We start from the raw sequence: 24,910 nt of genomic DNA on the forward strand, positions 1-24,910 counted from the left end.
ATTATGAGTTTTTTCAGCCTGGACAGTAAGTTCTCGCAGATTATGGGCCGTGTCTTCGACCTGATGATGCTGAACATTATTTTCCTTATTATGTGTATCCCGATTGTGACAATCGGCGCCAATTTCACAGCAATGTACTACGTCACGCTGAAGATGATCAAAAATGAGGAGACGTATATCTTCCGTACCTACTGGAAATCCTTCCGCGAAAACTTCAAGCAGGCAACTGCCATCTGGCTCATCCTGCTGGCGGTTCTGATTGTTCTGATTCTTGATCTTCTGCTGGTCATGAGAATGCCGGGTACCATCACCTACCTGCGTTTTGTTTTCCTGGTACTGATCTTTTTCGAGGCCATGGTACTTTCCTATGTATTTCCGGTACTGAGCCGCTTTGACAATACTGTAAAAAACACGATCAAGAACTCCATCCTGATGGCAATCCGCCACCTGCCGTGGACCATCATGATCCTGCTCGTCAATCTCTGTCCGCTGCTGATCTATGTATTCTCCACGACAAAGATTGTCAGCTATCTGATTCTTCTGATGTTCCTTCTGGGCTTTTCCACGGTAGCGCTTGGATGCTCCTGGTTCTTCGTAAACAAAATCTTCCCATTCTATATGCCTGAGGAAGAAAACGAGGTTCTGACACCGGAAGAAGAATCCTTACGGGCACTCGAAGCAATGGACAGACCAAGCCCGCTGACTGAACGTTCCGATGACGCTGCTCCGGCTGAAACTACCGATGCTGCAGAAACTGCTTCGGAAGAGGAATCTGCAAGCCCGGCTGAACAGACAGAAACAGACGAAACAAACGAATAAATAAACTGCATTTCATAAACAACTCCCCGCCGGGAACCGCATCTGCTGCGTGTTTCCCGGCGGGGAGTTGTCGTTTTCTATTCTCTTTTATTTTTCAACACTTCTCAGGCATCCTGCTGTGCTTCCTCCTGTACCGCTTCCGGTACGATCATCGGAGGCATCGGTTTTTTCTCCTTTACAGCTTCATCAAACGTAATCGTAACCTTGAACAGGTCGCCGTCCAGATAAATGTTGAAGCTTCCATGCTGCAATACCGTTAGGTTCTTTGCGATTGAAAGACCCAGGCCGCTGCCCTCGGTGCTCCGGCTGACATCGCCGCGGATAAAACGCTCCGTCAGTTCATCTGCCTGGAAGTTCAGCGGGTTCTCGGAAATGTTCTTAATCGAGAGCTGAATCTTTCCGTCTTTTTTGATGGCATCCACATAAACCCGTGTTCCCGGCATGGCATATTTGCAGACATTTACGTACAGGTTCTCAAGCACGCGCCAGATGCGGCGGCTGTCCGCACGGATCAGAAGCGGTTCCGGCTGGAGAATACAGATCAGGTCGAGATTGCGGCCTTCGAACCGCTCCGCAAATTCTCCGTTCACCTGCTGTACCAGTTCATTCAGGTTCAGGTTCATGAATTCCAGTTTAATATTTCCGGAGCTGATCTTCGATGCCTCGACAAGGTCCTCCGTCAGCTGTTTCAGGCGCTGTGATTTTTCGTCGAGTACGCGGATATAATCTTTCGCTTTCTCGTTTTCAATATTTTCCCGTTTCAGCAGATCGACATAATTAATAATAGAAGTAAGCGGTGTCTTGATATCGTGGGATACGTTGGTGATCAGATCCGCTTTTAAGCGCTCGCTCTTCATCTGCTCCTGCACTGCCGCTTTCATTCCCTCTCCGAGCGAATTGACAATTCCGGCAAGCTGAAGGTTGTCTTCCCCCTGCAGCTCCGTCAGGTCAATCTTGTAATCCAGATCGCCCGCAGCAATCTCTTTTAAGCCATGTTCAATCTGTTTTCTTCCGGATGCCTCGCGCAGCAGAAGAAGCAGCACTGCGGCATCCATCACCAGGGTAAGGAATACGCCGAACATTCCGAAGCCGCAGCAGAGAATGATCTGCACGCCGCAGAAAACGCAGAACATAAGGATCGTTCGCTCCGACTCCTGTCTGCCTTCATAGAAGGTTCTTCCGGCAGACACGATCCGGTGGCCGACGCAGTACAAAAACGACTGTTTCCAGACGTTGCGTGCTTTGATCCGGCGCACCAGTGAGCAGTACGGAATCAGTGTGATCAGAAATCCGGCGAGGATGCCCGATGCGGCCACCAGGCTTCGCCATGTATCTGCTTCATTTCCATAGGATCCGCTGTAGATGTAGTTTCCGTCAAAATTCTGGATATAATGAACGCCGCCGTAGGAAAGTTCGATGCAGACAGCAACGATTCCAACTGCTCCCATCACAATCAGGATGGCGGCTGCAGCTGCGATTTCCGTGTACCACTGATCGAAAAAGTAAAGGCGGATTTCTTTGTTTTTTCCATTTCTTCCTGCCTGCAGTGTGAACAGGACCAGGCAGACCAGCGTTCCGATTCCGCCAACTGCAATCATCAGAAGAAGGAGCTGCATTTTCGGAAGCCACTGGCTGTAGATCTCACTGTACTGGGAGAAATAGTCGCTTGCTGCCAGATCCGGATCCAGTGCAACAAAGATCTTCTGATAATTATCTGCAATCTGATTGTTCAGTAGATAGCTTCTCGCTGCTTCCACGGCCGGGCTGTTTTTTCTTGTTGCATAAGAACGGACTTTGTCGGCACCGCCGGTCCGGTCAACAGCAAAGGCGAACGGATAGGGCGATTTCTGCGCAATGGCTGTTGTGTAACCATTTTTCCAGGAATCCACATTCGTATAGATATTTCCTTCTTTATCCTCCAGACAGTACCAGAGATTGGCATCGTCCGCATCGACGCTGATGCCGCTCTCCTGGTTTTTAAAAGCAGCAACTTCTTCCGTGACCCCGGAAAGTGTCATATACAGATCGCGGATGGATACCTTTTTCAGATTTGCCGCCGCGTACTCATAGAGGTACGTTCCCGCTTTCGTTTTCTGCGTTTCCAGGCTCATTCCCTGATCGTATAGATACAAAAACTGGGAGGAAACATCAGCAGGATCAATTTTTTTCTCTTTCAGGCTTTTCACTGCATTATCGGAAGGAAAGTAGACCTCGCCGTCCGGGGAAAAGCTGTCAAACGTCTCTGCATCTGCCGCGCTCACTTCTTCGGTGAGTGCGGCTACATCCGTCTCTTCTGTTTCCTGGCTCACGTCAGTTCCATCTTCGTATGCAAGATAGGCTTCTTTGTCAATTCCGGCATCGTTCGTCGCATAATTGTCCGCAGTATACGCTGCCACCTCATTGAGGTCTGCGCTGCTGCCGTCATCGTACATCTTGACAAGCTGGTCAATGGTGTACGTTGTACTTATCCCGCCGCTTCCCTCTCCATCGGTTGCAAAGGCACGGTAATCAATCTCTTTTGTTCCGTCGTATCGACCGTTTGTGCCGAATTTACTCATATCATTATAGTAGCTCATGACGTTATGAAGCTGCCGCTGCACCAGTGTGCCGCATGCGGTGGTTTCTTCAAACGCATACTTTTTTGCTGCCGCATTCGGCGTCAGGCCGACGCTGGAAAGCATCAGTGTCTGAATGCCCCCGAACAGCGCACTGGCGGCAAAAACGATCAGCAGAAGAAAAACGATCAGCTTCCCCGTCAGGCTGTAGAGTTTTCGTTCTTTCACAATTATTCACTCCTTATTATTGTTTCTCAATCTTATACCCAATTCCCCATACAACTTTCAGATAGCGCGGCTCCTTCGGGTTGATTTCGATTTTCTCACGGATGTGACGAATGTGGACCGCAACGGTGTTGTCCGCACCGATCGCCTCCTCGTTCCAGATGCTCTCGTAGATCTGTTCAATCGAAAATACCTTGCCTGGATTTTTTACCAGCAGCAGGAGAATGTTATATTCGATCGGGGTCAGTTTGACTGGTTCACCCTCGACGCTGACTTCTTTTAAATCGTCATTGACGAGAAGCCCGCCGACCTGATACACATTTTCTCCGTCGTCCGCCGGAAGATTTCCAAGTTTCGTGTAGCGCCGCAGCTGAGATTTCACCCTCGCCACCAGCTCGAGCGGGTTAAACGGCTTCGTCACGTAATCATCCGCGCCGATGTTCAGTCCCAGAATTTTGTCCACATCCTCTGATTTTGCGGACAGAATAATGATCGGAATACTGCTCTTTTCCCTGATTTTCAGCGTCGCACGGATGCCGTCCAGTTTCGGCATCATGACGTCGATAATCAGCAGCTGAATCTCCTCCCTCTCGAGCATCTGGATGGCCTGCATGCCGTCATATGCTTTCAGCACATGATAGCCCTCCTGGGTCAGATAAATCTCAATGGCGTCTACAATCTCTCTATCATCATCACATACTAAAATGTTGTACATTTCTTCTTTCTCCACCTTTCATTTTTTCTTTTCCGGCACTTTTTTTCCGCGCCGGACCTCCCACATGATTCAAAGATGATTGTACCGCAAATTCCCTCAAGTTGCCAGATGTCTTTTGTTTTCATCCTTACTGTACCAAAGGAATCTTTAGGTCCGCAAAGGAAAATCTTAAGTTTCTATAAAGTTTTGTCTGTGAATTCAGAGCTCAAACATTTTTTAGACAATTGCAATTATTTTCTTAGCACATCCTGCTTGCCGTCTATGCGGATCTCAATAATTTAAAGATCATCAACGACCGATACGGGCATGAAGAAAGGGACTTCTCCATCCGCCTTGTCGGACAGTTTCTGCAGGATTCCATCGGCAAACGCGGTGTCTGCGGACGCATCGGCGGCGATGAATTCGCATATCTTGTTCCGTGTTCCGACGAAACAATGTCCAGGGATCTGTACCGGACGCTGCACTCCGCATTCGACATTTTTAATAGAACGAACGAAAAAGCATATAATATTACCGTTTCCACCGGCTTTTATCTGCTTCCGAAAGACATGGATTCCACACTTCCGGAGATGCTCGCGCATGCGGATGCAATGCTTTACGAGGAGAAACAGAAACGAGATAAGAATGTTGCGAAAATTTTACCAAAATAGGAATTGATTTTTTTCTGGAAAGCAGTTAGAATACTTGAGGGATGATTTTTGAATCCCGTATTTCAAGCGAAACAGACCGGCAAAAACGGCTGTTTGATCAAAAAATTTCTAAAAAAAAGGCAGGTGAACAGAATGGATAGTTGTGATTCTCATGGGCGAAGTACCAGCATAGGACGGGAACCGGAAAATATGCAGGATGACGGCCATCCTTCTGTCCTGCTTTAATCTTAAATATTTTCCCTTCTTATCCTATGAAAACCCGAAGTAAGACACATGATCCAAACCAGTTTTGAAACGTAATTCTCTGGTTCTTTTTTCGTGTGCTTTTACTGCCCTGTGAGGGTTCCAACATGCTTTTTCGCACCGACAGCACGCATGTTTTTTTCTGCTGTCAAAAAAAAGAATGGAGGATAACGAAAAAATGGAAAAACGAGTACAGGATTATACCCAGGAGATCCTGGATACAATCCGCAGTAACTCTTCTCCGGCTGTCATGGGCAGCCGCCTGGAAGATTACCACGAAAATGACCTGGCAGATGTTCTGCCGCTTTTAACGGTTCCGGAGCGATGCAAACTGTACCGCATTCTGGACACGGACATGCTGTCCGATATTTTTGAGTATGCTGAATCCGACAACGTAGCCGAGTACCTCGAAGAGATGGATGTCAAAAAAGCCGCTTCCATCCTCTCCAAAATGGAGACCGATGCACTGGCCGAGGTTCTGCAGAAACTCGACAAAGCAAAGAAAAAACTTCTGATCGAACTGCTCGATCCGGAAGTACGCCACGATATTGAGATGATCGCCTCCTTCGATGAAGATGAAATCGGTAGCCGCATGACGACAAACTGCATCATCATCCGCGAGGATCTGAATGTCAAACAGGCGATGAGCAGCCTGATCGATCAGGCCGCAAAGAACGACAACATCTCTACCATCTTTGTTGTCAATGCGCAGCAGAAATTTTACGGAGCGATCGATCTGAAAAACCTGATCATCGCAAGACGCGACGAGACGCTCGAGGATCTGACCGTAACTTCTTACCCGTACGTATATGCAGAGGAGCCGATCAACGAGTGTATCGAAGAACTGAAGGATTATTCCGAGGATTCTATTCCGGTCCTCGACAATGACAACCGCCTGCTCGGTGTCATCACATCATCAAACATCATCGACCTGGTTGATGATGAGATGGGTGAGGACTACGCGATGTTCGCAGGTCTGACCGCAGAGGAGGATTTAAAAGAGCCGTTAAAAGACAGTATGAAAAAACGTCTTCCATGGCTGATCATCCTGCTCGGTCTTGGCATGCTGGTTTCTTCTGTAGTCGGTATTTTCGAACAGGTTGTCACAACCCTTCCGATCATCATGACCTTCCAGTCCCTGATCCTTGACATGGCCGGAAACGTTGGTACCCAGTCCCTGGCTGTTACCATCCGTGTCCTGATGGATGAGTCCCTGACCGGAAAACAGAAATTACAGCTTGTTTTCAAGGAAATGCGCATCGGTTTCTGCAATGGTCTTCTGCTTGGTGTTCTGTCCTTTGCTGTCATCGGACTTTTCATCTTCTTATTCAAAGGAAAGACCATGATGTTCGCATTTTCTGTTTCCGCCTGCATCGGTATCGCGCTGCTGCTGGCTATGCTGATTTCCAGTGCCGTCGGCACCTGCATTCCGCTGTTCTTTAAAAAGATCCACATCGATCCGGCGGTTGCTTCCGGCCCGCTGATCACAACGGTCAACGACCTTGTCGCTGTCGTTACATTCTATGGCCTGAGCTGGCTGTTCCTGATCGAGATGCTGCATCTCGCAGGCTGATCTTTTGATACGACTGAAAAATTTTTAAGAGGCAGATATCAACTTTTTCTGGTTTCGGAAAAAGCTGATATTTGCCTCTTATCTTTTCTCTTCCCTTCTTTACATTCCAAACAGAAACCGATATAATAGCAGGTAACGGTGCTTTTATGCTTTGACGTTTCACAGTGCCGCAAATATTTTGAAATGAGGGTTTTTGAAAACATGATTGTCAATCTCATCACCACAGTCTACAACTTTCTCTGGGGCGATCTTTTTACGATTCCGCTCCCGGGCGGCGGCAGTCTCGGAATCTCCCTTCTGATTCTTCTGCTGATCCCAACCGGCATCTATTTTACGATCCGGACACGTTTTCTTCCTATCCGTCTGTTCCCGGACATGATCCGTGCCCTGTCGGAAAAGAAAAATGAAAAAAGCAGCCTTTCTTCTTTTCAGACACTGATCGTTTCCACCGCAACGCGTGTCGGTATGGGAAATCTGGTCGGCGTTGTCGCTGCAGTCTCCGCCGGAGGCGCAGGTGCTGTGTTCTGGATGTGGGTGACGGCTATCATCGGCTCGTCTACCGCGTTTATCGAAGCTACGCTCGCACAGCTTCACAAAGAAGAAGATCCTCTGTACGGCGGCTACCGCGGCGGTCCTGCCTACTACATTCACGATCTGGTTGAAGACCACCTCAAGAAGAAAAAACGATACGTTCTGCCGGCTGTTCTGTTTGCCATTGCCGGTCTGATCTGCTGGTGCGGTATCAGTCAGGTAATCAGCAACTCCGTGGCTTCTTCTTTTAAAAATGCATTTTCCATTCCGCCGCTTTACACCAGTATCATGCTGGTGATTCTTTCTGCAATCATCGTACTGCGGAAAAATGCAACCGTAAAGGTGCTGGATTTTATAGTTCCTGTCATGGCAGTCTGCTATTTCTTTATCACACTGTTTATCATCGCAGTCAACCTCCGTCAGATTCCTTCTGTGTTTGCACGCATTTTTGAGGAAGCCTTCGGACTTCGTCAGATGGCAGCCGGCGGTTTTGGTGCTGTTCTGATGAACGGTGTAAAGCGTGGTCTGTTTTCGAATGAAGCCGGTTCCGGCTCCGCTCCATGCGCCGCTGCCGCCGCAGAATGTGACCGCCCGGCCAAAGCAGGCCTTGTACAGGCGCTCGGCGTTTTTGTTGACACAATCGTCATCTGCAGCTGCACCGCAATGATTATGCTGCTTGCACCAAAGGATCTGATTAATGGCCTTTCCGGCATGGATCTCTTGCAGACCGCCATGCAGTATCATCTGGGAAAATTCGGTGTGATTTTTATCGCACTTACGCTGTTTTTGTTCAGCTTTTCCACGTTCCTCGGCATTTTGTTCTATGCAAGAAGCAACGTTGCCTACCTGTTCGGTGACAAGTGGTGTTTCCAGACCGCTTACAAGGTTCTTGCACTTGTAATGCTGTTTATCGGCGGTATTGCCGCATACACTTTTGTGTGGGATCTTGGTGATGTCGGCATCGGGCTGATGACAATTTTCAACATTATTGCACTGTATCCACTTGCAGGTGAGGCGCTTTCCGAGTTAAAATCATATGAGGAGTCGAAGAAATTGTAAATCCTGTGGATTGCTGTTTCGGACCGAAAAAGGGGTTTTAGAAAAAGGAGGTTTTTACACATGATCATTGAACCATCAAACTACACGTATGAGACAATGCCGGACTACACGGACGCGGTAGACGGCGCCGTGGAAATTCCGGTGACCGGAGAGGAAATGGAGATCCGCTATGCGCATGAAGTTGTCTACGACGAGGCGCACAATCTTCATCTGGAAATTTTCACACCATTCCAGATGGCGCACCCGGAGCGCACCTGGCCGTGCATCACATTTATTCAGGGATCCGCCTGGATGAAACAGTATGTCTACCAGAAGGTCGGCATGATCGCCCGTCTGGCGCAGCGCGGCTACGTTGTTGCAATCGTCGAATACCGTCACAGCGGAATCGCACATTTCCCAGCGCAGATCATCGACGCAAAAAATGCGGTACGTTTTCTGCGTGCGCATGCGGAGGAATACAAGCTGAATCCATCGCAGATGTTCCTAATGGGAGATTCTTCCGGCGGACAGGTTTCTTCCGTTGCCGGCATGACCGCAAAGAGCGGAAAACTTGACGAGCCGATCAATGAGGAAAGCTGCGAGGTATGCGGTATTATCGATCTGTACGGAGCTGTTGATGTGACACTGCCGTACGGCTATCCGATAACGCTGAACCATCAGAAACCGGACAGCCCGGAGGGCATGCTGATGGGCTATGACATTACCGAGCATCTTGAGGAGGCTAAGGCAGCCTGCTCCAAAACATACGTGAACGAGGATTTCCCGCCGATGCTGATCGCACACGGCACCAAGGACACGATGGTGTTCTGCCAGCAGAGTGTCGATCTCTACCACGCATTAAAGGATGCCGGAAAAGATGTACAGCTGTATCTTCTTCGCGGCGCAGACCACGGCGGTGCAGCATTCTGGACCGAGGAAATGATTACCGTTTACGATAACTTCTTCAAAAAATGTTTGGGTGAATAACATGAGGATTGCTTACTGCGAAGATGAACCGGCGCAGCGTTCCCGGATGGAACTGCTGCTCCACACCTTTGCGGAGCGAAAAAGGCTTCCTCTTACCGTGGAAGCCTTTTCAGACTCCGCTGCTTTTCTGTTCCACTACCCTGACTCGTATCCGTTCGATCTCATCTTTCTCGATATTGATCTCGGCGGAATGGACGGCATGGCGCTGGCGCGGAAAATCCGTGAGACGGACAGCGAGGTGCCGATTCTCTTTCTGACGAACCACAGAGAATACGTTTTCGAAGGGTATGAGGTGCAGGCGTTCCGGTATCTCTTAAAGCCGGTGACGGAAGACACACTGTTTCCGCTGCTCGACGAACTGCAGACGATGCGCGGACAGGAAAAGCCGCATCTGCTGCTTTCACTTGGCGGGGAGACGCAGAAGCTGTTCCTCTCGGATCTGCTTTTTGTGGAGTCCGATAATCATTATCTGACGCTGCATACGGCCGCCGGCACGGAAACGTTTAAGAAAAATCTGTCGGAGTTCCGCGAAGAGCTTTCCGCCGCATGGCAGGCTTCTGGTGGGACAGGAGAATGTTTTGCGGCAGCACACCGGAGTTATCTTGTGAATCTCGCTCATGTGGAGCGGATCACGCGGACGGAATGTCTCTTGTCGGACGGAACAAAAATTCCGGTCAGCCGCGGATGCTATGCATCACTCAACCAGGTGTTCCTGCAGTTTTACCGGCCGAATGCGTTTTAAAGGTTTTGCATTTTTTAATTTCCAATTCCGAACGAACCGAGGTGATGTTTCATGGCGCACATTCCATTTTTATCCCATTATCTGGAACGCAAAAATATCGAATACCAGAACCAGCTTCTCGCCCGCCAGGTCGAGGAAGTGCAGAATATCTATCTGACAATGCGCGGCTGGCGTCATGATTACCACAATCATCTGCAGTCAATGAAGGCATATGTTGAGATGGGACAGTATGATAAGCTGCAGGAATATCTCGGGCTGCTCGAAAATGATCTCGATCAGGTCAACCAGCTCTGCGACTCGGGGAATGTGAATCTCGATGCGATTTTAAATTCCAAAATTTCACTCGCCGAAAAGAACGGCATCCGCGTGGATTACAAGGCAGCCTGCCCGGCCAATCTTACGGTGAGTGATATTGATCTCTGCGCGCTGATCGGAAATCTGATTGACAATGCGGTGGAAGCATGCGAGGGCCTTGCGGATCCCTATATCCGGCTTTATATTGGTGTGCTGAAAAACCAGCTGTATATTTCCGTTACGAATGCAACAAAGGATACTGTGCGGAAGCTGGACAGCGAGTATATCACCACGAAGCGCGGAAATCACGGGCATGGGCTGAAACGGATCAATCTTGTTGTGGAAAAGTACGAAGGATATATCAACCGGCAGAACGAGCCCGGCGTTTTCGTGACGGAGATTATGCTGCCGCTGTAAAAAGCTCTTTCCAGAATTTTTTGATTTTGTCCGATGATTCTACAGAAAAATTTTGCAGAACGTGAACACTTTTTTTGCTGTTCGCGTTCTTTTTTGTTCCATTTACGTACTTTTCCCCCGTGTTTTGCATGAATATGGTAGGATAACTACAGTTCACGAAAGACATGTGACAGAGGAGGTCTTTATGTATTCATTATGGTCTAACTACATTTATATTCATCGGGAGCTGTGGCATTACAGCAAAAAGCCGTTTCTCTTTCAGGCACTCGAAATCGTCTCACAGGTGCTCACCGGCTTTTTCGGGATTCTGCTTCCTGCCGGGATTCTCCTGTTTCTGGAACAGAGCAGCGGCTTTTCCGGATTTGCACTTGGAACGCTCGTTCTCTTTCTTTGCTATGCCGTTGTTTTTGTCAGCCACACCTTTCTGCAATCGCGGAACGCCTGGCAGTATACCGAATTCCGGACCGGCTTTTTTACGCGCCGCCTTCTCTGTCATTTCATGCAGATAGATTATGCGGTTCTGACAGAACCAAAAACGCTGCAGCTCGCCGAAAAAGCCGTCGGAGCCACCTGCAGCAACTGGGTCGGCGTGGAAGGCATGTTCCGATACGATGTCACAATTTATTCTTCGTTTCTTGGGCTGATTCTCTACGCAGGACTGATCGGAACCGTCCATCCGGCTATCATTCTTCTGCTGCTTGTGCTCTCGGTTCTGCAGTTTCTCAGCTACCGCCGCGCGGCTTCTTACGAAGTCCGCCGCAGAGACGATCTGTCTGAAATTGAAGTATCGCAGCGCTATTTCCAGAAACAGTCGTACAACACATCCGCCGGAAAGGATATCCGTCTGTATCAGCTGAACGGATGGCTCGATGGTGTTTATCGCCAGCTCAACAAGCGGTATCAGAAAATTCTGTTCCGCATCCGCAGCGCCTACTTTGCAAATGATCTGCTGACACTTACACTACAGCTTCTGCGCGACGGAATCTGCTATGGCTTTCTGATTTACCGTCTATCCCACGGCACGATGACCGTATCCGGCTTTGTGCTTGCGCTCGGTGCCGTCTCCGGTTTTTCTTCATATTTTAACGAGATCACCGCCGCGCTCTCCAAATCCGTGCTCTGTCTCGAGCAGATCCGCTGGCTGCGGGAATTCTTCGATCTCCCGTTCCCTGCAGGCCACACGCTGCCGTTCCGGCCGGAACTTGCGGAAGAAAAACCGCTGGAAATCTGCTTTTCCCACGTCTCGTTTTCCCATCCGGGCGGCGATAAAAGGATCCTCGATGATGTCAGTTTTACACTCCATGCGGGCGAGCATACGGCACTTGTCGGCATCAACGGCGCCGGAAAATCCACCATTGTCAAGCTGATCTGCGGGCTATATCAGCCAACGGAAGGGAATATCACCATCAACGGCATTCCCCTTGGCAGTCTGAATCCGGCACAGTATTACAAAGCAATCGCGGCGGTCTTTCAGGACCCGTTTGCACTCTCGTTTTCGATTGCAGAAAATGTGAGCTGCTCCCCACTGGAAGAGACCGATCGTAACCGTTGCCGAGAAGCACTCATCCGCGCCGGACTCTGGGAAAAAATTGCAAGTCTGCCGCAGAAAGAAGAAACCTATCTTGGCAAGGATATGGCGGACGACGGCATTACGCTTTCCGGCGGTGAAATGCAAAAACTGATGATGGCGCGGGCACTCTATAAAAATTGCCATCTGCTCCTGCTCGATGAGCCGACGGCTGCGCTCGATGCAATCTCGGAAAATAAAATGTACGAAATCTACAGCACACTGCTGAAAAATAAGACTGCGCTTTTCATCTCGCATCGTCTTGCATCGACACGCTTCTGCGATACGATCCTGTTTCTCGAAAACGGAAAGATCAAAGAATGCGGAACCCACGATGAGCTGATTGCCCTCGGCGGATCGTATGCGCATATGTTTGAGGTGCAGAGCCAGTATTATCAGGAAACGGAGGAAGATATCTGATGAAAATGAAAGAACGGTTTCATGCCATCTGCCGCTTTTTAACTATGGTGAGCCAGGGCAATCACCGCGTGCTGTTCTGGCTTCTCGGAAGCGCTTTTGCAGCTGCAACGCTGCCGTATCTCTCCTTGTTTTTCTCGGCGCGAATTTTGAATTTACTGCTTGCAAAGTCGTACCGCGCCTGTCTGTATACTGTTGTCGTCTTTCTGCTTACGCAGTATGGGCTGGGATTGTTTGAAAAAATCTGCCGTCAGTATCTCGACGGCCAAAAAGAACTCTGTCTTGCACGCACGGAACAGAAAATCACCGCAAAGGCGCTGGAGCTGGAGTTTGAGAAATTCGAAAAAACAGAGACGATGGATGCCATCCGGCGCACCAACGTCTCCTCCATGGGATCGGGAAATGTGGGTGACCAGCTCATTGTCATTCATACGCTGATCACTTCCCTGCTCTCGGTTCTCTATGCCCTGTTTTTCCTGCTCCGTCTGTTTCTTCTGTCCGACAGCAGCAGGAATAACTTTTTCACCTCGTCGTTTTCGATGCTTGCACTGCTCCTGCTCTGTGGTGTGCAGCTTGCACTTTCCTCCCGCATCAACCGCAGGAGTACGCAGAAAAAGATAGAGCTGAACCAGGGCAACGACCATTCCAACTCGGTTGCCAATTATCTCGTTAATGTGATGCTTGAAGAACGGCGCGCGGACGATATCCGCATCGGTCATCTCGATCATTTTCTCGACGTACAGTTTGGAAAAGCCATGGAACACTTTCTGCCGATGTACCTCGACTTCGCCCGCTTCTCCGCCATCACAGACGGAAAAAACGCGCTGCTTTCGCTCCTTTCCAATTTCGCTGCGTACCTTGTGATCGGCGCCAGGGCTCTGTACGGCGTTCTCCCCATTGGGGATGTTCTTCTGTATGCCGGTTCCGTGACACGCGCCATGAGTGATCTTCAGACATTTCTCGCAACCGGATCGGAGTTCGACTATATCAATTCCTATCTCTCGACCTATGAGGATTTCATTGCGCAGCCGTCTATGGCCTACGACGGTACACTGCCGATTGAGAAACGCGACGACGGCCAGTACGAATTTGCATTCCACGATGTCTCATTCTCTTATCCCGGTACGAATATTCCGGTACTCGAACATGTGACACTGTCCTTTGCCGTCGGCGAAAAAACCGCCCTCGTTGGCCGTAACGGAGCCGGAAAGACAACACTCATCAAGCTGCTCTGCCGCCTGTATGAGCCAACTTCAGGTTACATCACCCTGAATGGCATTGACATCCGCAAATATAGCTACAAAGAGTACACGCAGGCATTCTCCGTCGTTTTCCAGGATTTCCACCTGTTTTCCCTCCCGCTCGACGAAAACATCGCCGCCGGAACCGAGATTGATGAAGCTGCTTTGCAATCCTCTCTTGCAAAAGTCGGTCTCACCGACCGTGTACAGCAACTCCCGCAGGGCGTCCGCACCCGCCTTTACAACAACAACGGCTCCGGTGTCGACCTTTCCGGCGGCGAGGCCCAGCGCACCGCCATCGCCCGCGCCCTCTACAAGGATGCCCCGTTCGTCATCCTCGACGAGCCGACCGCAGCCCTCGACCCGATCGCTGAGGCCGAAATCTACAAACAGTTCAGCCAGATGACCGCCGGTAAAACGGCTGTCTACATCTCCCACCGCATGAGCAGCTGCAAATTCTGCGACCGCATCATCGTCCTCGACCACGGCCGCATCGCCGAAGACGGAACCCACGACACCCTCCTCGCAAACCACGGCATCTACGCCAATCTTTACGAAACCCAGGCCCAATACTACACCTGAGTCCTCACCCTCCCGTCCCCCACAACGTAAATGGGAGTCAGAAAAACACAACCCCTGGCAGTTCGTGCTAAGAACTTCCAGGGGTTGTGTTTTTCTGGCTCCCCTCCACTTATTTCAGGAATGCAAACGGCTCCTCATCATGAATAAAATGCATCAGATGATAAGAACACATAATTGCTACATTTTCTTCCTTTAAGATTCTCTTTGCCTCCTCGCGGTCAGCAAGGACAACTTCGATCACTTCGCTCTCTTCGAGGTATTTGCGGCTGATCTCGCCCTCGCACCAGCCGTAAACGGCAGAGCATGCTTCATCGGTCAGGCCGATTGTGGTGAAGAACGGTTTCTCGTAGCAGGGATCTACTTTCAACGGGTGAAACGTAAGACCGGTCTCCTCATGCATCTCGCGCACGGCAGCCTCATGGAACTCCTCGCCCGGTTCCACCAGGCCTGCCGGGAATTCGTAGATGTAGTCATCAATGGAAACGCGGTACTGGCGCACCAGGACAATTTTGTCGCGTTTTTCCCCGTACAGACTGTACATCAGCACACCGTCCGGCGTATTTTTCCTTGTTTTAATCTTCATCTGCTCGATGGATTTTGCGCGGGAAGCCACGTAATAGCGGAAGTGATGGTTTACTTTGTTTGTCCCTTCCACCAGGTAAAGATTTACGAACGGATTTTCCGTCTGTTTTGTGATTTTTTCAACATTCGGCATAAGTAACAACCTCTTTCTTTTCTCTTTTACTGGTCAAAATCAGCCTCAAACACGCCCTCCGGGGTGCGCATCGTCAGCACGCCGAGGTTGAATTCATCATCCATCACCGTGATGTGGTACTCGAAAATCACATCATCATCAAATTTCGATAATACCACATAGGAACCGTTCTCTTTTCCCTCGATCTGGTCGCAGATGTCATCGTAAACATCGCTTCCCGAAATCGGCCGCGGATAGCCGGATTCTTTAATTTTCTTTTCAATCATTTCATATAATTCGTTCATGTTCTGCCCTCGTTTTTCTTTTTATCGGTTATGTTTCATTGTACCACGAAAAGACCCGCGGGGACAATCCATTGCGGCGATTCACCGTGAACTTTTTTTATTTTCATACATCTTCTGGTCCGCCTGTTTCATGATGACGGATTCCGAGATTTCCATGTTTTCCCGGACCATTCCGCCGACGGTGCCGTTGATTCTGTTGTACGCCGTCATGATGCCCTCTGCACCGCTCTCCTCAATACATCTGCGGAACGGCTCGAGATACAGCTCATATTTATTCCGCGGGTCAATCGAAGAGTTCTTCCAGCCGCGGCCGACCTCGGTGTTGTTTCCATAGAAGTGTTTCAGGGTTGATGCACAGCGCAGATATTTTGGATCGTCGCCCTGCATTCCCTCGATGTAAGCGCCGGCCATTTTTCCGGTCAGCACAGGGTTCTCGCCGTAGCACTCCTCGTTTCTTCCCCATCTCGGATCACGCTCGAGGTCAACGGTCGGTGCCCAGCGGCTGCGGGAAGGATGTCGTCACGTCCGGCTTTCCTTTACGATCTCAACCGCCTCTTTCACCAGCTCTTCAATGCGGTCGAATTCGTTGTTTTCAATCATCGTATTTTTTACCATCCAGCTTCCGCCGCATGCTGCGATGCGGTCGTATGCCAGGTATTCTCTTACATTCTGCGGGTTGATGCCGCCGGTCGGCATGAATTTCATCATGGTGTACGGTGCTGCGATGGCACGGATGTATTTCAGTCCGCCTGCCGGTTCTGCCGGAAAGAATTTCACCATGGTGAGCCCAAGACCGATTGCCTGCGCCATCTCAGTCGGGGTCACGATGCCCGGGATCACTGGTACTTCGTGTGCCTGGCACCATTTTACTACCTCCGGGTTGAGGCCCGGGCTGACGATAAATTTTGCTCCGGCTTTCACGGCGCGGTCCGCCTGCTCGGTTGTGAGCACAGTTCCGGCTCCCACCAGCATCTCCGGGAATTTTTCGCTCATAATGCGGATGGATTCTTCTGCCGCATCGGTGCGGAAGGTCACCTCGGCGCAGGCAAGTCCGCCCTTGCAGAGAGCTTTGGCAAGCGGCTCTGCTTTTGCTGCATCCTGTAAAACGACAACCGGCACAATGCCGTATGTTCCAAGCTGTTCGAGAATCTGATTCATGATAGCTGTTCCTCCGTTTTGATCTTTATCTGAAATTTATTCTGCATTCTGTTTTTATTTTATTCCCTTGTATCATAACCGGACAAGTTGTTTTTTTCTATTGTGCGAATTGCCGAATACATTGTAAAACTTGCTGTTTTGTGATATGCTGGGAATTGTTGTTATGGTTCAAAAATATCATTTTTTTGCAAGGATGCTTTTATTATGAAAGAAAAACTGCAGACGAAATTTGCCACCCGGCAGTACATGATTTCGGATACGTTTGAGTTATACTATTACAGCACCGACGATGTGCCCGGCGTAAAAGAACATACGCATACGCATTATGAGTTCTATCTCTTTCTCGAAGGGGCGATCTCACTGGAAATCGACGGAGTGCTCTACACACCGACGCCCGGCGATCTTCTTCTGATTCCGCCCGGCGTGCCGCATCATCTGGTGATGCACGACCTGTCTGTGCCGTACCGCCGCTTTGTTTTCTGGGTCAGCGCCGCTTTTGCAGAGCAGCTCTGCGCCCGTTCCGCCGACTACGTTTACCTGATGGAATACGCTGCCGAAAATCAGAAATATCTGTTCCCTCTCGATTCCGTCGAGTTCAACACGATCCAGTACCGCACCATCCGCCTGATTGAGGAAATGCGGTCCGATCATTTTGGAAAAGAGACGCAGATTTTTCTCTACGTCAGCGACCTGCTGATGCAGATCAACCGAACGGTGTATGAGCAGCATCACCCGCTCACCCGGAAAGCACAGCTCTCGCTGTATGAACAGCTCTGTTTCTATATTGATGAGCACCTGTCCGAGGATCTGTCGCTCGAACGGCTGGCGGCGGAACTTTTTGTGAGCAAATATCACATTGCACACGTTTTCAAGGATGAAATCGGCATGTCGATCCACCAGTACATTTCCAAAAAGCGGCTGGCAAGGTGCCGTGAAGCGCTGCTCGGCGATGTACCGGTCACAAAGGTGTATCTGCTGTTCGGATTTCACGACTATTCGAGTTTTTACCGCGCGTTTAAAAAAGAGTACGGGATCTCGCCGAAGGATTTTAAAGAACTGCATACCGTTACCAGCGATTAACACGGTCGTTCCAAATGCACTGTTCACTTTGTACTTTTCAGGAGGATTTTTAATATGTTTCAGATGTGGGGAAAATTAGTGGAAAACAATCATATTCTTCAGGATCTTACCGTCTGCATCGACGATGAGGATACCAGAACGCACAAGGTCTTCCGTGCGCTCGATGAAATCTGTGATGCCTGGAATCTGGCTAAGCCGATCTGGCTCGATACGAATATTTCGGAGTTTAAACGGAGATCGAAAACGCGGTTCACACAGGATAATTTTATTGAATCGCTGGAGTTTGATTATCTGGAAATTCAGATTACAGAGGAATAATGTTCTCTCGTTTTTGCAGCGAATAAAGCAAATGCAAAAGCCGGGCATCCGGCGGAACTTGGGAGCGGCTGTTCTTGCAGTCCCCTCTGCGGTTCCGTCGGATGTCCGGCTCTTTTTATGTATTTTGTCCCTGGATTTGTATCCCTTTTATACCACGCGGTTTTCCATGCCGCCTTCCAGGTACGAAGCAATATTTTTCTGCACCAGCCCGATCAGGCGCGTGCGGGCTTCCTTCGATGCCCAGGCGATGTGCGGCGTGATGTACAGGCGGTCGTCGTCCGCCATTTTCAGTAACGGACTGTCACTGCGGATCGGCTCGCTGGAAAGTACATCGAGCGCTGCTCCGGCGATCAGGCCCTCGCGCAGGGCACAGCAGAGGTCACGCTCATTCACGATCGAGCCGCGGCCGACGTTGATCAGAATTGCGTTCCGCTTCATGTTGGCAAACGTTTCGATATTCATCAGGTTCTCGGTCGCCTCATTTAACGGGGCGTGGATGGAAACCACATCAGAATCCTTCAGCAGACGATAGAGATCGACCCGCTCGTAGTCCGGATCGTCGTGTGTACCGGAGGTGGAGTAATAGATCACACGGCAGCCGAATGCCTGTGCAATCGAAGCCACTTTTCTGCCGATCGCGCCAAGGCCGATGATGCCCCACGTCTTGCCCTCCAGCTCGGTGAACGGTCTGTCCATGCAGGTGAAAAGACTGCTGGCGGCGTAGCTGCCGTTTTTTACGTAATCATCGTAATAACGGAGTTTTTCTGCCAGATAGAAGTACATCGCAAAGGTGTGCTGGGCCACGCTGACGGTGGAATAGCCGGCGACGTTCGTCACGGCGATGTTGTGGCGCTTCACATAATCGAGATCGATGTTGTTGATGCCGGTTGCGGTGACGCAGATCAGTTTCAGGTTCTCCGCGCCGGACAGGGTGCGGCTGCACATGCGCACCTTGTTGCAGATGACGATATCCGCCTCCCGCACACGCTCCGGGCATTCCTCCTCCGTTGTTTTTTCATATACTGTCACTTCTCCAAAACGGGAAAAGCCGGACAGATCCATGTCCTTTCCCAGTGACTCTGCCTCAAGAATTACAAGTCTCATGTTGGTTCCTCCTTTTGCAGATGATGATTCTGCTTTATCCGGGAAAGCAGTGCCGCCTGTCTGTTTTGAAAGACGGCACTGCCTGAAATATTTTTATCTTAGATACCTGCGGACTGCCGATTCGGAAATATGGTCATGTCGATATGCCATGCTCCCCGGCCTGATCCCCTGGTATTTACACGTATTCGCTGATAATCTCCCTCATCAGCTTCTCTTCCTCGGGCGTCAGCATTCCGGCAAACCTGCTCTCGGCCGCGGCGGTCTGGCGGATGCCCTCCCTGACTTTCGAAATCCTCGCTTCTTTTTCCGGATCTGCGAACAGTTCATTCCGCTCTTTGGCGGACTCGCTTCCCGCAGTCTGCGGTTTTGCTTTCGCCGCTCCGGTTCCTGCCTGTGCCATGGTTTCCGCCTGCACCGGCTGCCGTTCGGTCTGCTGTACGGTTTCCAGCACCGCACTCTGTTTCGTCGCTGCAAACTCATTTTCCAGATAGTCTGTCCAGCCGTTCAGCAGAATTTCCTCTTTTCCGCCGAAATCCAGACAGAGCCGGAAAAAGACAAGGCCTCCGGCGAGCGCGGTGCCCGTTCCGAGGTAGCGCATCAGCTCCGCCTCTCCATAACGGTATCGGTAGATCGCCCACAGCGAAAGAATCGACAGCGCCAGAACCGTGAGGATCATATTCTGGCTTCCGCGCAGAAGCGTCGGGACTGCCATTCCCGCTGACCTGCCCTGTGCAATCTGGCTGCGCATAAACGCCCCGGCATTCGAAAAGGGATGCGCTTTTCTCTGACACGTTTCCAGCACCGACCTGGTCCATTTCGACTTTGGTTCCTTCAGCCTTCCGAGATCGCGGATGGCCCGGGTGTAGAAACGGTTATTCCAGAACAGGCACCACACACCGGCGATTCCTGCTGCTATCATTGCGTATAAGAACACATTTTGTTTCACACAAAACTCCAGCATTCTTATTCCCCCTGATGATTTTTGAATTTGCCTGTCATGATCATATGCCGGTGCTTCCGTTGCGGTGCATCGGCGGATGCCGCGGCAGAATTTGCGCGCACAGGATTCTTCCGCTGGCATATCGGCAGTGGAGACGTGTTACAGTTCACAGGTACCTGGGAACTGTAACATTCGCAGCCCTCATTGAAAATTTTGCTTCGCAAAAGGAGGGCTGCTCACACCTGAATCACTTTCTTACGCAGCAAAACAGCAAGTGTTTTACTGCTGAGCAATCCGTAGTGAGCATCTTCTTGTTCCGATGTGCCACAGTATAGCACTGCCGGAAAAATTTGGAAACAAAAAACGTTCGTCAAATTCTTTGTGATTCTGTGCTTTTTCGCGTGAATTTTTATTTTTCGTTCCTTCAGGGGACTGCTTTCGTGCCGGTTCGCGTGGTTTCGCTGGTTTTCGCCTGCCCGTTTGTCGATTTTTTCTTCTTGCTTTTTTTAGATTACAGGCGTTTTACCATTTCCTGCAGCAGGTTGACACAGTGGCGGGCTGCCTCGCTCTCAAAGGTCGGGTAGTCCATTGTTGCGCTGTCGTCTGCTTTGTCGGAGATGGCGCGGAGTACGACGTATGGAATCTTGTTCAGATAAGCGCCCTGCGCAATCGCAGCGCCTTCCATCTCGGCGCAGGAACCGTTGAATTCCTCGATCAGATGGTTTTTCACTTCTTTGCTGGAAATAAACTGGTCACCGCTGACCACGCGTCCGCGGAATACCTGGATTTCCGGATTGACTTCCTTGCAGACTTCCTCTGCCACCTCTGCGAGGTGCTCGTCTGCCGGGAAGCTCAAAACGCCCATCTGCGGAATCTCGCCGAGCGGGTATCCGAAGATGCGCACATCCATGTCGTGCTGAACAGCATCGGTCGAGATCACGATATCGCCGATGTTGATTTCATTCCGCAGGGAGCCTGCGATTCCGGTGTTGATGACACAGTCCATGCCGTAATCATCTACAAGAATCTGCGTGCAGATACCGGCGTTTACTTTACCGATTCCGCTGCGCACAACAACCACTTCTTTTCCGTTCAGGTAACCGTGATTGAACTCCATGGATGCTTTCGTGCGGATTGTAACATCCGTCATCATTTCCTTTAAGCTTGCAACTTCAACTTCCATTGCACCGATAATTCCAATTAACTTCATGTTTATGATATCCTCCAATAACTTTACATGTACTCTCCGATTCTTTCTGTTCTTGCTTTTATGAAATCATTTTTGTCAGCGGTCAGCCGCTAAAGTAAGAACGGAAAACTCCGGGAGTCCATTTTCTTCTCCTTCTGGTTTCTTTGTAATTCCTGTTACAGTATACAATAAATTTGGGATCTGTGGTATCTTTTTTCTTTGCTGTTTTCGTAATCTATGGTATAATAGCAGGAACCGAAGAATTATCGTGGCTAAAGTTCACGATAATGTTCTAATTTTTTATTCACAAAGGAGGATCTTATCGATGGAATATACAACAAAAGGTACCTGTTCCAGAAAAATTCTGTTTGAGGTAGAAGACGGTAAAGTACACAACGTACAGTTCGTAGGCGGATGCAACGGAAACACACAGGGTGTTGCAAGACTCGTTGAGGGCATGGACGTAAACGAAGCCATCTCCCGCATGAAAGGCATCGACTGCAACGGACGCGGAACATCATGTCCAGACCAGCTTGCAAAAGCACTGGAACAGGCAATTCAGAAATAACTCTTTTTAACGCTTGCTCTTTTTTATAATAAATCCCCGGGAATGCTCACCCGGGGATTTTGTAATTTATGCACTTCTGTTTTTTCTTTTCTGATGCAGCACAGCCTCCCTGCCGCCTGCTTTCTGCCGCTCTTTCTTCTATATATAATAGCGCGGTCTTTCTTCCTTCCGGTCGCTGAAACAGTTTTATCTGTCCCATTTGTCGCAGAGACTGTTGATCTGATCGGCAAATTTCGAAAGGTCTTTGTTAGCACCGCCTTTGTTTCTTGTAATGACGGTGAGCAGCCGCTGACCAGCCGCAACGAGACGATCGAAGACGGCATTTCCGCTGCTTCTCGTGCGCAGTGTTCCTGCGTTTGCCGTTGTTTCCTTCTGGATCGGAATGCCGACAGTTTTCTCGATAAATTCATTTTCTTTCAGATCAAATACGGTTCCGGAGAACGGAGCCATCGCCGGGTAGCGGAATTCGTCCCACAGTTTTTCCGCAAAAATTTCCGTCACTTTATCTTCGCCGTGCGTTACGAAAACGCGGTCCGGTTTTGCCTGCAGACTGCCCGCCCATTTGAGCAGTCCTTCCTGATCTGCGTGGCCGCTCATGCCCGGGAACTGGATGATGTGTGCGTTCACATGAACCTCTTCCTGGAACAGCTTCACTTCCTTCGCGCCTCCGATCAGCGCCCGTCCCAGTGTGCCGACGGCCTGATAGCCGACGAAAAGAACCGTGCTCTCCTGCCGCCAGAGGTTGTGTTTCAGATGATGCTTGATTCGTCCCGCATCGCACATGCCGCTCGCGGAGATAATGACCTTCGGGGTTTCGTTGAAGTTGATGGCTTTCGATTCATCGGATGTAATCGAGAGCTTTAAGCCCGGAAACAGAATCGGGTTAATGCCCTGCGCAAGGAGCGCTGCAGCATCGGAATCGTAGCACTCTTTCTGGTGATCGCGGAAAATATTGGTTGCCTCAACGGCAAGCGGACTGTCCACGTAAACTGGGAATTCGCCGTGGCCGTGAACCAGATGTTCTGCCTTAATTTCACGAATAAAGTACAGCATCTCCTGCGTTCTTCCAACAGCAAACGACGGGATCACGAGGTTGCCGCCGCGGTCGAGCGTTTCCTGAATGATTTTTGCCAGCTCCGGTACATAATCCGGTTTCGGACCGTGGCTCCGGTCACCGTAGGTGGATTCCATAATCACGTAATCAGCGCTCTCTGGGTACTCCGGGTCGTTGATCAGCGGCTGATGGATATTTCCGATATCGCCGGAGAAGAGCAGTTTTTTCGTCACACCGTCCTCTGTCAGCCACAGCTCAATGGATGCGGAGCCGAGCAGATGACCGGCATCGAGGAAACGGATCTGAATGCCGTCCGATAGTGTCACACGCTGATGATACGGAATGCCCTCCAGCAAGCGGATCACGCCGAGGGCGTCCTCCATTGTGTATGGTGTGACGTAATCTTCTTTTCCCGCCCGACGGTTCTTGCGGTTCCGCCACTCGGCCTCGGCGAGCTGAATGTGTGCACTGTCGCGGAGCATGATGTCCGAAAGCGCTACCGTCGCCGGAGTCATATAGATTGGGCCGCGGAAGCCGTGCGCATACAGCAGCGGCAGATTTCCGGTATGGTCGATGTGCGCGTGCGTGATCAATACAAAATCAAGCTGGGATGCCGGGACCGGAATTGGTTTGTTTTCGTAAATATTCGGTCCCTGTTCCATACCGCAGTCCACTAAAAACTTCTTTCCGGCAGCCTCCAGATAATAACAACTGCCCGTCACTTCATGTGTTGCTCCAAGAAATGTAAGACGCATAAGATGCCTCCTGTTCTCCCGTTTTGTTCGGGGACAAAATGTTGTCACTACGGGTCAAAACACGCGTTATGCGTTTGGCCCGTTATCGCGGCCAGCAGTCATCAAGTTCTCATGCCAGCATGGTCTTTGACGCGTTGTCCGCGAAAATAATCTGAAATTTCTTTTGTATTTTATGCTTATTCTCTCTTTTTTGATTATTATAGCATAATACCTGGCAGATTCCAACGGAATTTTAAGGCAGATTGCACAACAATCTTGATATTTTTGTTCAATTATGGGCATCGGCCGCCGGAAGTGCATAGAAAAGAGGCACCGGTATTCCTGCAGTAATACCGATGCCTCACTTATCGGGGTCAGCCGATGTTCCGTATGATCACTCACACGCTGAACATAGTAACACATGATGACTCAGATCTGTGTTGTGGTTGGAAAAAGGAATTTCGACGCGTTGAAAATCCTGAAAGATCTGCGTTTTCGTCTTAATATATTCATTGTTATAAGGTTTCTATAGGGGACTGGCCCCGAAAGGGGATGAGGGAGTGTAAACTGGATTGGGTTAAAAATTTTGTCCGCTAGTTTACGCTACCTCTTTTGCGCTTACACATTTCAATAATCTACTCTCTTTGAATATTAATGATCTCATGTAATTTTTTATCCAATGTAAATACCGTCAGTTCTGCTTGCTCCATTTTCAAGAACTCCATTTTTTGTGCAGGAATGATATCCTCTCAAACGATAATAGTAACCTTTTTCTACTTTGACTTGTTGATTTAAATACAAAGATGATGTATTATAATCTACATTTTCCCACTTTTTGTAACTGTAAAAGTCTTCTGAGCCGCTAGAACGTTCCAAATAAACATTTAACTTCACAGTTCCACATGTTACATTACATTCTGTTCCAGCACCAATTCCAACATATCCTCCTCCATTATTTGTTATTCTTACAAACCCCTGATGAAGATATGTACTTCTTGCCACACTCTGATAATTTCCGATGGATTCCATCTCATTTGTCAACTCAGATCCATCAATTGTATGGCCCAAATAATCTAACGCTCCTGCTTGTGCATTTACAGTATTTAATGACATTGTCAAAACGAGCATGGCGCAAAAGAGTAAGCTTTTTAAATTCATAACCTTTTTCAT

General features: G+C 49.5%; 22 protein-coding genes and 1 pseudogene. 12 read left to right on the forward strand and 11 right to left on the reverse strand.

Annotated features, from left to right (window positions below; translation table 11 throughout):
- Positions 1 to 3: 3 nt before the first annotated feature.
- Positions 4 to 819: a YesL family protein gene (locus DW769_RS04270; protein WP_070100805.1), complete on the forward strand. Its 816-nt coding sequence runs from the start codon at positions 4 to 6 to the stop codon at positions 817 to 819.
- Positions 820 to 923: 104 nt separating this feature from the next.
- Here the strand turns inward: DW769_RS04270 and DW769_RS04275 are convergent, their stop codons facing one another.
- Together DW769_RS04275 and DW769_RS04280 are read right to left on the reverse strand one after the other, a co-directional pair.
- Entirely contained in the window at positions 924 to 3,602 is a 2,679-nt protein-coding gene (locus DW769_RS04275; RefSeq protein ID WP_117509947.1) for a sensor histidine kinase, read from the reverse strand.
- Between the two features lie 16 nt (positions 3,603 to 3,618).
- Positions 3,619 to 4,314 (reverse strand): response regulator transcription factor, encoded by a 696-nt coding sequence (locus DW769_RS04280; protein ID WP_022461396.1) that lies wholly within the window; start codon positions 4,312 to 4,314, stop codon positions 3,619 to 3,621.
- 248 nt (positions 4,315 to 4,562) lie between these two features.
- Between DW769_RS04280 and DW769_RS04285 the strand changes: the two genes are divergently transcribed.
- The 8 genes from DW769_RS04285 to DW769_RS04320 all read left to right on the forward strand — a co-directional run bounded on the left by DW769_RS04285 (position 4,563) and on the right by DW769_RS04320 (position 14,596).
- Positions 4,563 to 4,964, forward strand: a complete 402-nt coding sequence (locus DW769_RS04285) for a GGDEF domain-containing protein (protein ID WP_179973075.1) — start codon at positions 4,563 to 4,565, stop codon at positions 4,962 to 4,964.
- Positions 4,965 to 5,385: 421 nt separating this feature from the next.
- A complete protein-coding gene (mgtE, locus tag DW769_RS04290) occupies positions 5,386 to 6,780 on the forward strand; it encodes a magnesium transporter (protein ID WP_022461398.1) in 1,395 nt (464 codons plus the stop codon).
- 201 nt (positions 6,781 to 6,981) lie between these two features.
- On the forward strand, positions 6,982 to 8,370 hold the full coding sequence (locus DW769_RS04295) for an alanine/glycine:cation symporter family protein (RefSeq protein WP_055226893.1): 1,389 nt from the start codon (positions 6,982 to 6,984) through the stop codon (positions 8,368 to 8,370).
- Positions 8,371 to 8,430: 60 nt separating this feature from the next.
- A complete protein-coding gene (locus DW769_RS04300) occupies positions 8,431 to 9,336 on the forward strand; it encodes an alpha/beta hydrolase (protein ID WP_118601528.1) in 906 nt (301 codons plus the stop codon).
- A gap of 1 nt (position 9,337) precedes the next feature.
- Positions 9,338 to 10,078 (forward strand): LytR/AlgR family response regulator transcription factor, encoded by a 741-nt coding sequence (locus DW769_RS04305; protein WP_118601527.1) that lies wholly within the window; start codon positions 9,338 to 9,340, stop codon positions 10,076 to 10,078.
- A 51-nt stretch (positions 10,079 to 10,129) separates the two neighbouring features.
- Complete coding sequence (locus DW769_RS04310) at positions 10,130 to 10,789, forward strand: sensor histidine kinase (protein ID WP_055219159.1); 660 nt, start codon at positions 10,130 to 10,132, stop codon at positions 10,787 to 10,789.
- A gap of 184 nt (positions 10,790 to 10,973) precedes the next feature.
- Positions 10,974 to 12,776, forward strand: coding sequence for an ABC transporter ATP-binding protein (locus DW769_RS04315; RefSeq protein ID WP_118750012.1), 1,803 nt, complete (start codon positions 10,974 to 10,976; stop codon positions 12,774 to 12,776).
- Positions 12,776 to 14,596, forward strand: a complete 1,821-nt coding sequence (locus tag DW769_RS04320; RefSeq protein WP_118601525.1) for an ABC transporter ATP-binding protein — start codon at positions 12,776 to 12,778, stop codon at positions 14,594 to 14,596. Before DW769_RS04315 ends, DW769_RS04320 begins: the two co-directional genes overlap by 1 nt.
- A 109-nt stretch (positions 14,597 to 14,705) precedes the next feature.
- Here the strand turns inward: DW769_RS04320 and DW769_RS04325 are convergent, their stop codons facing one another.
- The 4 genes and pseudogenes from DW769_RS04325 to DW769_RS04340 form a co-directional block, all read right to left on the reverse strand.
- Positions 14,706 to 15,311 carry an NUDIX hydrolase gene (locus tag DW769_RS04325; RefSeq protein WP_055219153.1) on the reverse strand — a complete coding sequence of 202 codons (606 nt, stop codon included), beginning with the start codon at positions 15,309 to 15,311 and terminating at the stop codon, positions 14,706 to 14,708.
- Positions 15,312 to 15,337: 26 nt separating this feature from the next.
- Entirely contained in the window at positions 15,338 to 15,595 is a 258-nt protein-coding gene (locus tag DW769_RS04330; protein ID WP_022461406.1) for a hypothetical protein, read from the reverse strand.
- Between the two features lie 81 nt (positions 15,596 to 15,676).
- Positions 15,677 to 16,084: pseudogene (locus DW769_RS04335) on the reverse strand (glycoside hydrolase family 3 N-terminal domain-containing protein); the annotation flags it as partial.
- Between the two features lie 30 nt (positions 16,085 to 16,114).
- Positions 16,115 to 16,753 carry a bifunctional 4-hydroxy-2-oxoglutarate aldolase/2-dehydro-3-deoxy-phosphogluconate aldolase gene (locus tag DW769_RS04340; protein ID WP_118601524.1) on the reverse strand — a complete coding sequence of 213 codons (639 nt, stop codon included), beginning with the start codon at positions 16,751 to 16,753 and terminating at the stop codon, positions 16,115 to 16,117.
- Between the two features lie 204 nt (positions 16,754 to 16,957).
- Between DW769_RS04340 and DW769_RS04345 the strand changes: the two genes are divergently transcribed.
- Together DW769_RS04345 and DW769_RS04350 are read left to right on the forward strand one after the other, a co-directional pair.
- A complete protein-coding gene (locus DW769_RS04345) occupies positions 16,958 to 17,833 on the forward strand; it encodes an AraC family transcriptional regulator (protein WP_118667008.1) in 876 nt (291 codons plus the stop codon).
- A gap of 54 nt (positions 17,834 to 17,887) precedes the next feature.
- Positions 17,888 to 18,151, forward strand: coding sequence for a hypothetical protein (locus tag DW769_RS04350; RefSeq protein WP_055219147.1), 264 nt, complete (start codon positions 17,888 to 17,890; stop codon positions 18,149 to 18,151).
- Between the two features lie 147 nt (positions 18,152 to 18,298).
- Here DW769_RS04350 and DW769_RS04355 read toward each other — a convergent pair whose 3' ends face one another.
- The 3 genes from DW769_RS04355 to DW769_RS04365 all read right to left on the reverse strand — a co-directional run bounded on the left by DW769_RS04355 (position 18,299) and on the right by DW769_RS04365 (position 21,405).
- Positions 18,299 to 19,255: a D-2-hydroxyacid dehydrogenase gene (locus tag DW769_RS04355; RefSeq protein WP_118659452.1), complete on the reverse strand. Its 957-nt coding sequence runs from the start codon at positions 19,253 to 19,255 to the stop codon at positions 18,299 to 18,301.
- 175 nt (positions 19,256 to 19,430) lie between these two features.
- A complete protein-coding gene (locus DW769_RS04360; protein ID WP_117802479.1) occupies positions 19,431 to 20,216 on the reverse strand; it encodes a hypothetical protein in 786 nt (261 codons plus the stop codon).
- 490 nt (positions 20,217 to 20,706) lie between these two features.
- Positions 20,707 to 21,405, reverse strand: coding sequence for a 5'-methylthioadenosine/adenosylhomocysteine nucleosidase (locus tag DW769_RS04365; protein ID WP_118750013.1), 699 nt, complete (start codon positions 21,403 to 21,405; stop codon positions 20,707 to 20,709).
- 304 nt (positions 21,406 to 21,709) lie between these two features.
- Between DW769_RS04365 and DW769_RS04370 the strand changes: the two genes are divergently transcribed.
- Positions 21,710 to 21,952 carry a TIGR03905 family TSCPD domain-containing protein gene (locus DW769_RS04370; protein ID WP_022461364.1) on the forward strand — a complete coding sequence of 81 codons (243 nt, stop codon included), beginning with the start codon at positions 21,710 to 21,712 and terminating at the stop codon, positions 21,950 to 21,952.
- A gap of 186 nt (positions 21,953 to 22,138) precedes the next feature.
- Here the strand turns inward: DW769_RS04370 and DW769_RS04375 are convergent, their stop codons facing one another.
- Both DW769_RS04375 and DW769_RS04380 read right to left on the reverse strand, forming a co-directional pair.
- Positions 22,139 to 23,761 (reverse strand): MBL fold metallo-hydrolase RNA specificity domain-containing protein, encoded by a 1,623-nt coding sequence (locus DW769_RS04375; protein WP_022461365.1) that lies wholly within the window; start codon positions 23,759 to 23,761, stop codon positions 22,139 to 22,141.
- 651 nt (positions 23,762 to 24,412) lie between these two features.
- Positions 24,413 to 24,910, reverse strand: a complete 498-nt coding sequence (locus tag DW769_RS04380; RefSeq protein ID WP_118750014.1) for a DUF6147 family protein — start codon at positions 24,908 to 24,910, stop codon at positions 24,413 to 24,415.

Origin of the sequence: Blautia sp. AM29-29 (assembly GCF_003480555.1) — a bacterium.
Classification (GTDB): Bacteria; Bacillota; Clostridia; order Lachnospirales; family Lachnospiraceae; genus Fusicatenibacter; species Fusicatenibacter saccharivorans.

What these genes read in the sequence shown, in the direction of transcription:
- DW769_RS04330 (WP_022461406.1), bottom strand. Translation starts at nt 15,595, where the DNA reads ATGAACGAATTATATGAAATGATTGAAAAGAAAATTAAAGAATCCGGC.
- DW769_RS04340 (WP_118601524.1), bottom strand. Translation starts at nt 16,753, where the DNA reads ATGAATCAGATTCTCGAACAGCTTGGAACATACGGCATTGTGCCGGTT.
- DW769_RS04375 (WP_022461365.1), bottom strand. Translation starts at nt 23,761, where the DNA reads ATGCGTCTTACATTTCTTGGAGCAACACATGAAGTGACGGGCAGTTGT.
- DW769_RS04325 (WP_055219153.1), bottom strand. Translation starts at nt 15,311, where the DNA reads ATGCCGAATGTTGAAAAAATCACAAAACAGACGGAAAATCCGTTCGTA.
- DW769_RS04350 (WP_055219147.1), top strand. Translation starts at nt 17,888, where the DNA reads ATGTTTCAGATGTGGGGAAAATTAGTGGAAAACAATCATATTCTTCAG.
- DW769_RS04360 (WP_117802479.1), bottom strand. Translation starts at nt 20,216, where the DNA reads ATGCTGGAGTTTTGTGTGAAACAAAATGTGTTCTTATACGCAATGATA.
- DW769_RS04270 (WP_070100805.1), top strand. Translation starts at nt 4, where the DNA reads ATGAGTTTTTTCAGCCTGGACAGTAAGTTCTCGCAGATTATGGGCCGT.
- DW769_RS04355 (WP_118659452.1), bottom strand. Translation starts at nt 19,255, where the DNA reads ATGAGACTTGTAATTCTTGAGGCAGAGTCACTGGGAAAGGACATGGAT.
- DW769_RS04280 (WP_022461396.1), bottom strand. Translation starts at nt 4,314, where the DNA reads ATGTACAACATTTTAGTATGTGATGATGATAGAGAGATTGTAGACGCC.
- DW769_RS04370 (WP_022461364.1), top strand. Translation starts at nt 21,710, where the DNA reads ATGGAATATACAACAAAAGGTACCTGTTCCAGAAAAATTCTGTTTGAG.
- DW769_RS04295 (WP_055226893.1), top strand. Translation starts at nt 6,982, where the DNA reads ATGATTGTCAATCTCATCACCACAGTCTACAACTTTCTCTGGGGCGAT.
- mgtE (WP_022461398.1), top strand. Translation starts at nt 5,386, where the DNA reads ATGGAAAAACGAGTACAGGATTATACCCAGGAGATCCTGGATACAATC.
- DW769_RS04310 (WP_055219159.1), top strand. Translation starts at nt 10,130, where the DNA reads ATGGCGCACATTCCATTTTTATCCCATTATCTGGAACGCAAAAATATC.
- DW769_RS04315 (WP_118750012.1), top strand. Translation starts at nt 10,974, where the DNA reads ATGTATTCATTATGGTCTAACTACATTTATATTCATCGGGAGCTGTGG.
- DW769_RS04345 (WP_118667008.1), top strand. Translation starts at nt 16,958, where the DNA reads ATGAAAGAAAAACTGCAGACGAAATTTGCCACCCGGCAGTACATGATT.
- DW769_RS04300 (WP_118601528.1), top strand. Translation starts at nt 8,431, where the DNA reads ATGATCATTGAACCATCAAACTACACGTATGAGACAATGCCGGACTAC.
- DW769_RS04305 (WP_118601527.1), top strand. Translation starts at nt 9,338, where the DNA reads ATGAGGATTGCTTACTGCGAAGATGAACCGGCGCAGCGTTCCCGGATG.
- DW769_RS04365 (WP_118750013.1), bottom strand. Translation starts at nt 21,405, where the DNA reads ATGAAGTTAATTGGAATTATCGGTGCAATGGAAGTTGAAGTTGCAAGC.
- DW769_RS04380 (WP_118750014.1), bottom strand. Translation starts at nt 24,910, where the DNA reads ATGAAAAAGGTTATGAATTTAAAAAGCTTACTCTTTTGCGCCATGCTC.
- DW769_RS04320 (WP_118601525.1), top strand. Translation starts at nt 12,776, where the DNA reads ATGAAAATGAAAGAACGGTTTCATGCCATCTGCCGCTTTTTAACTATG.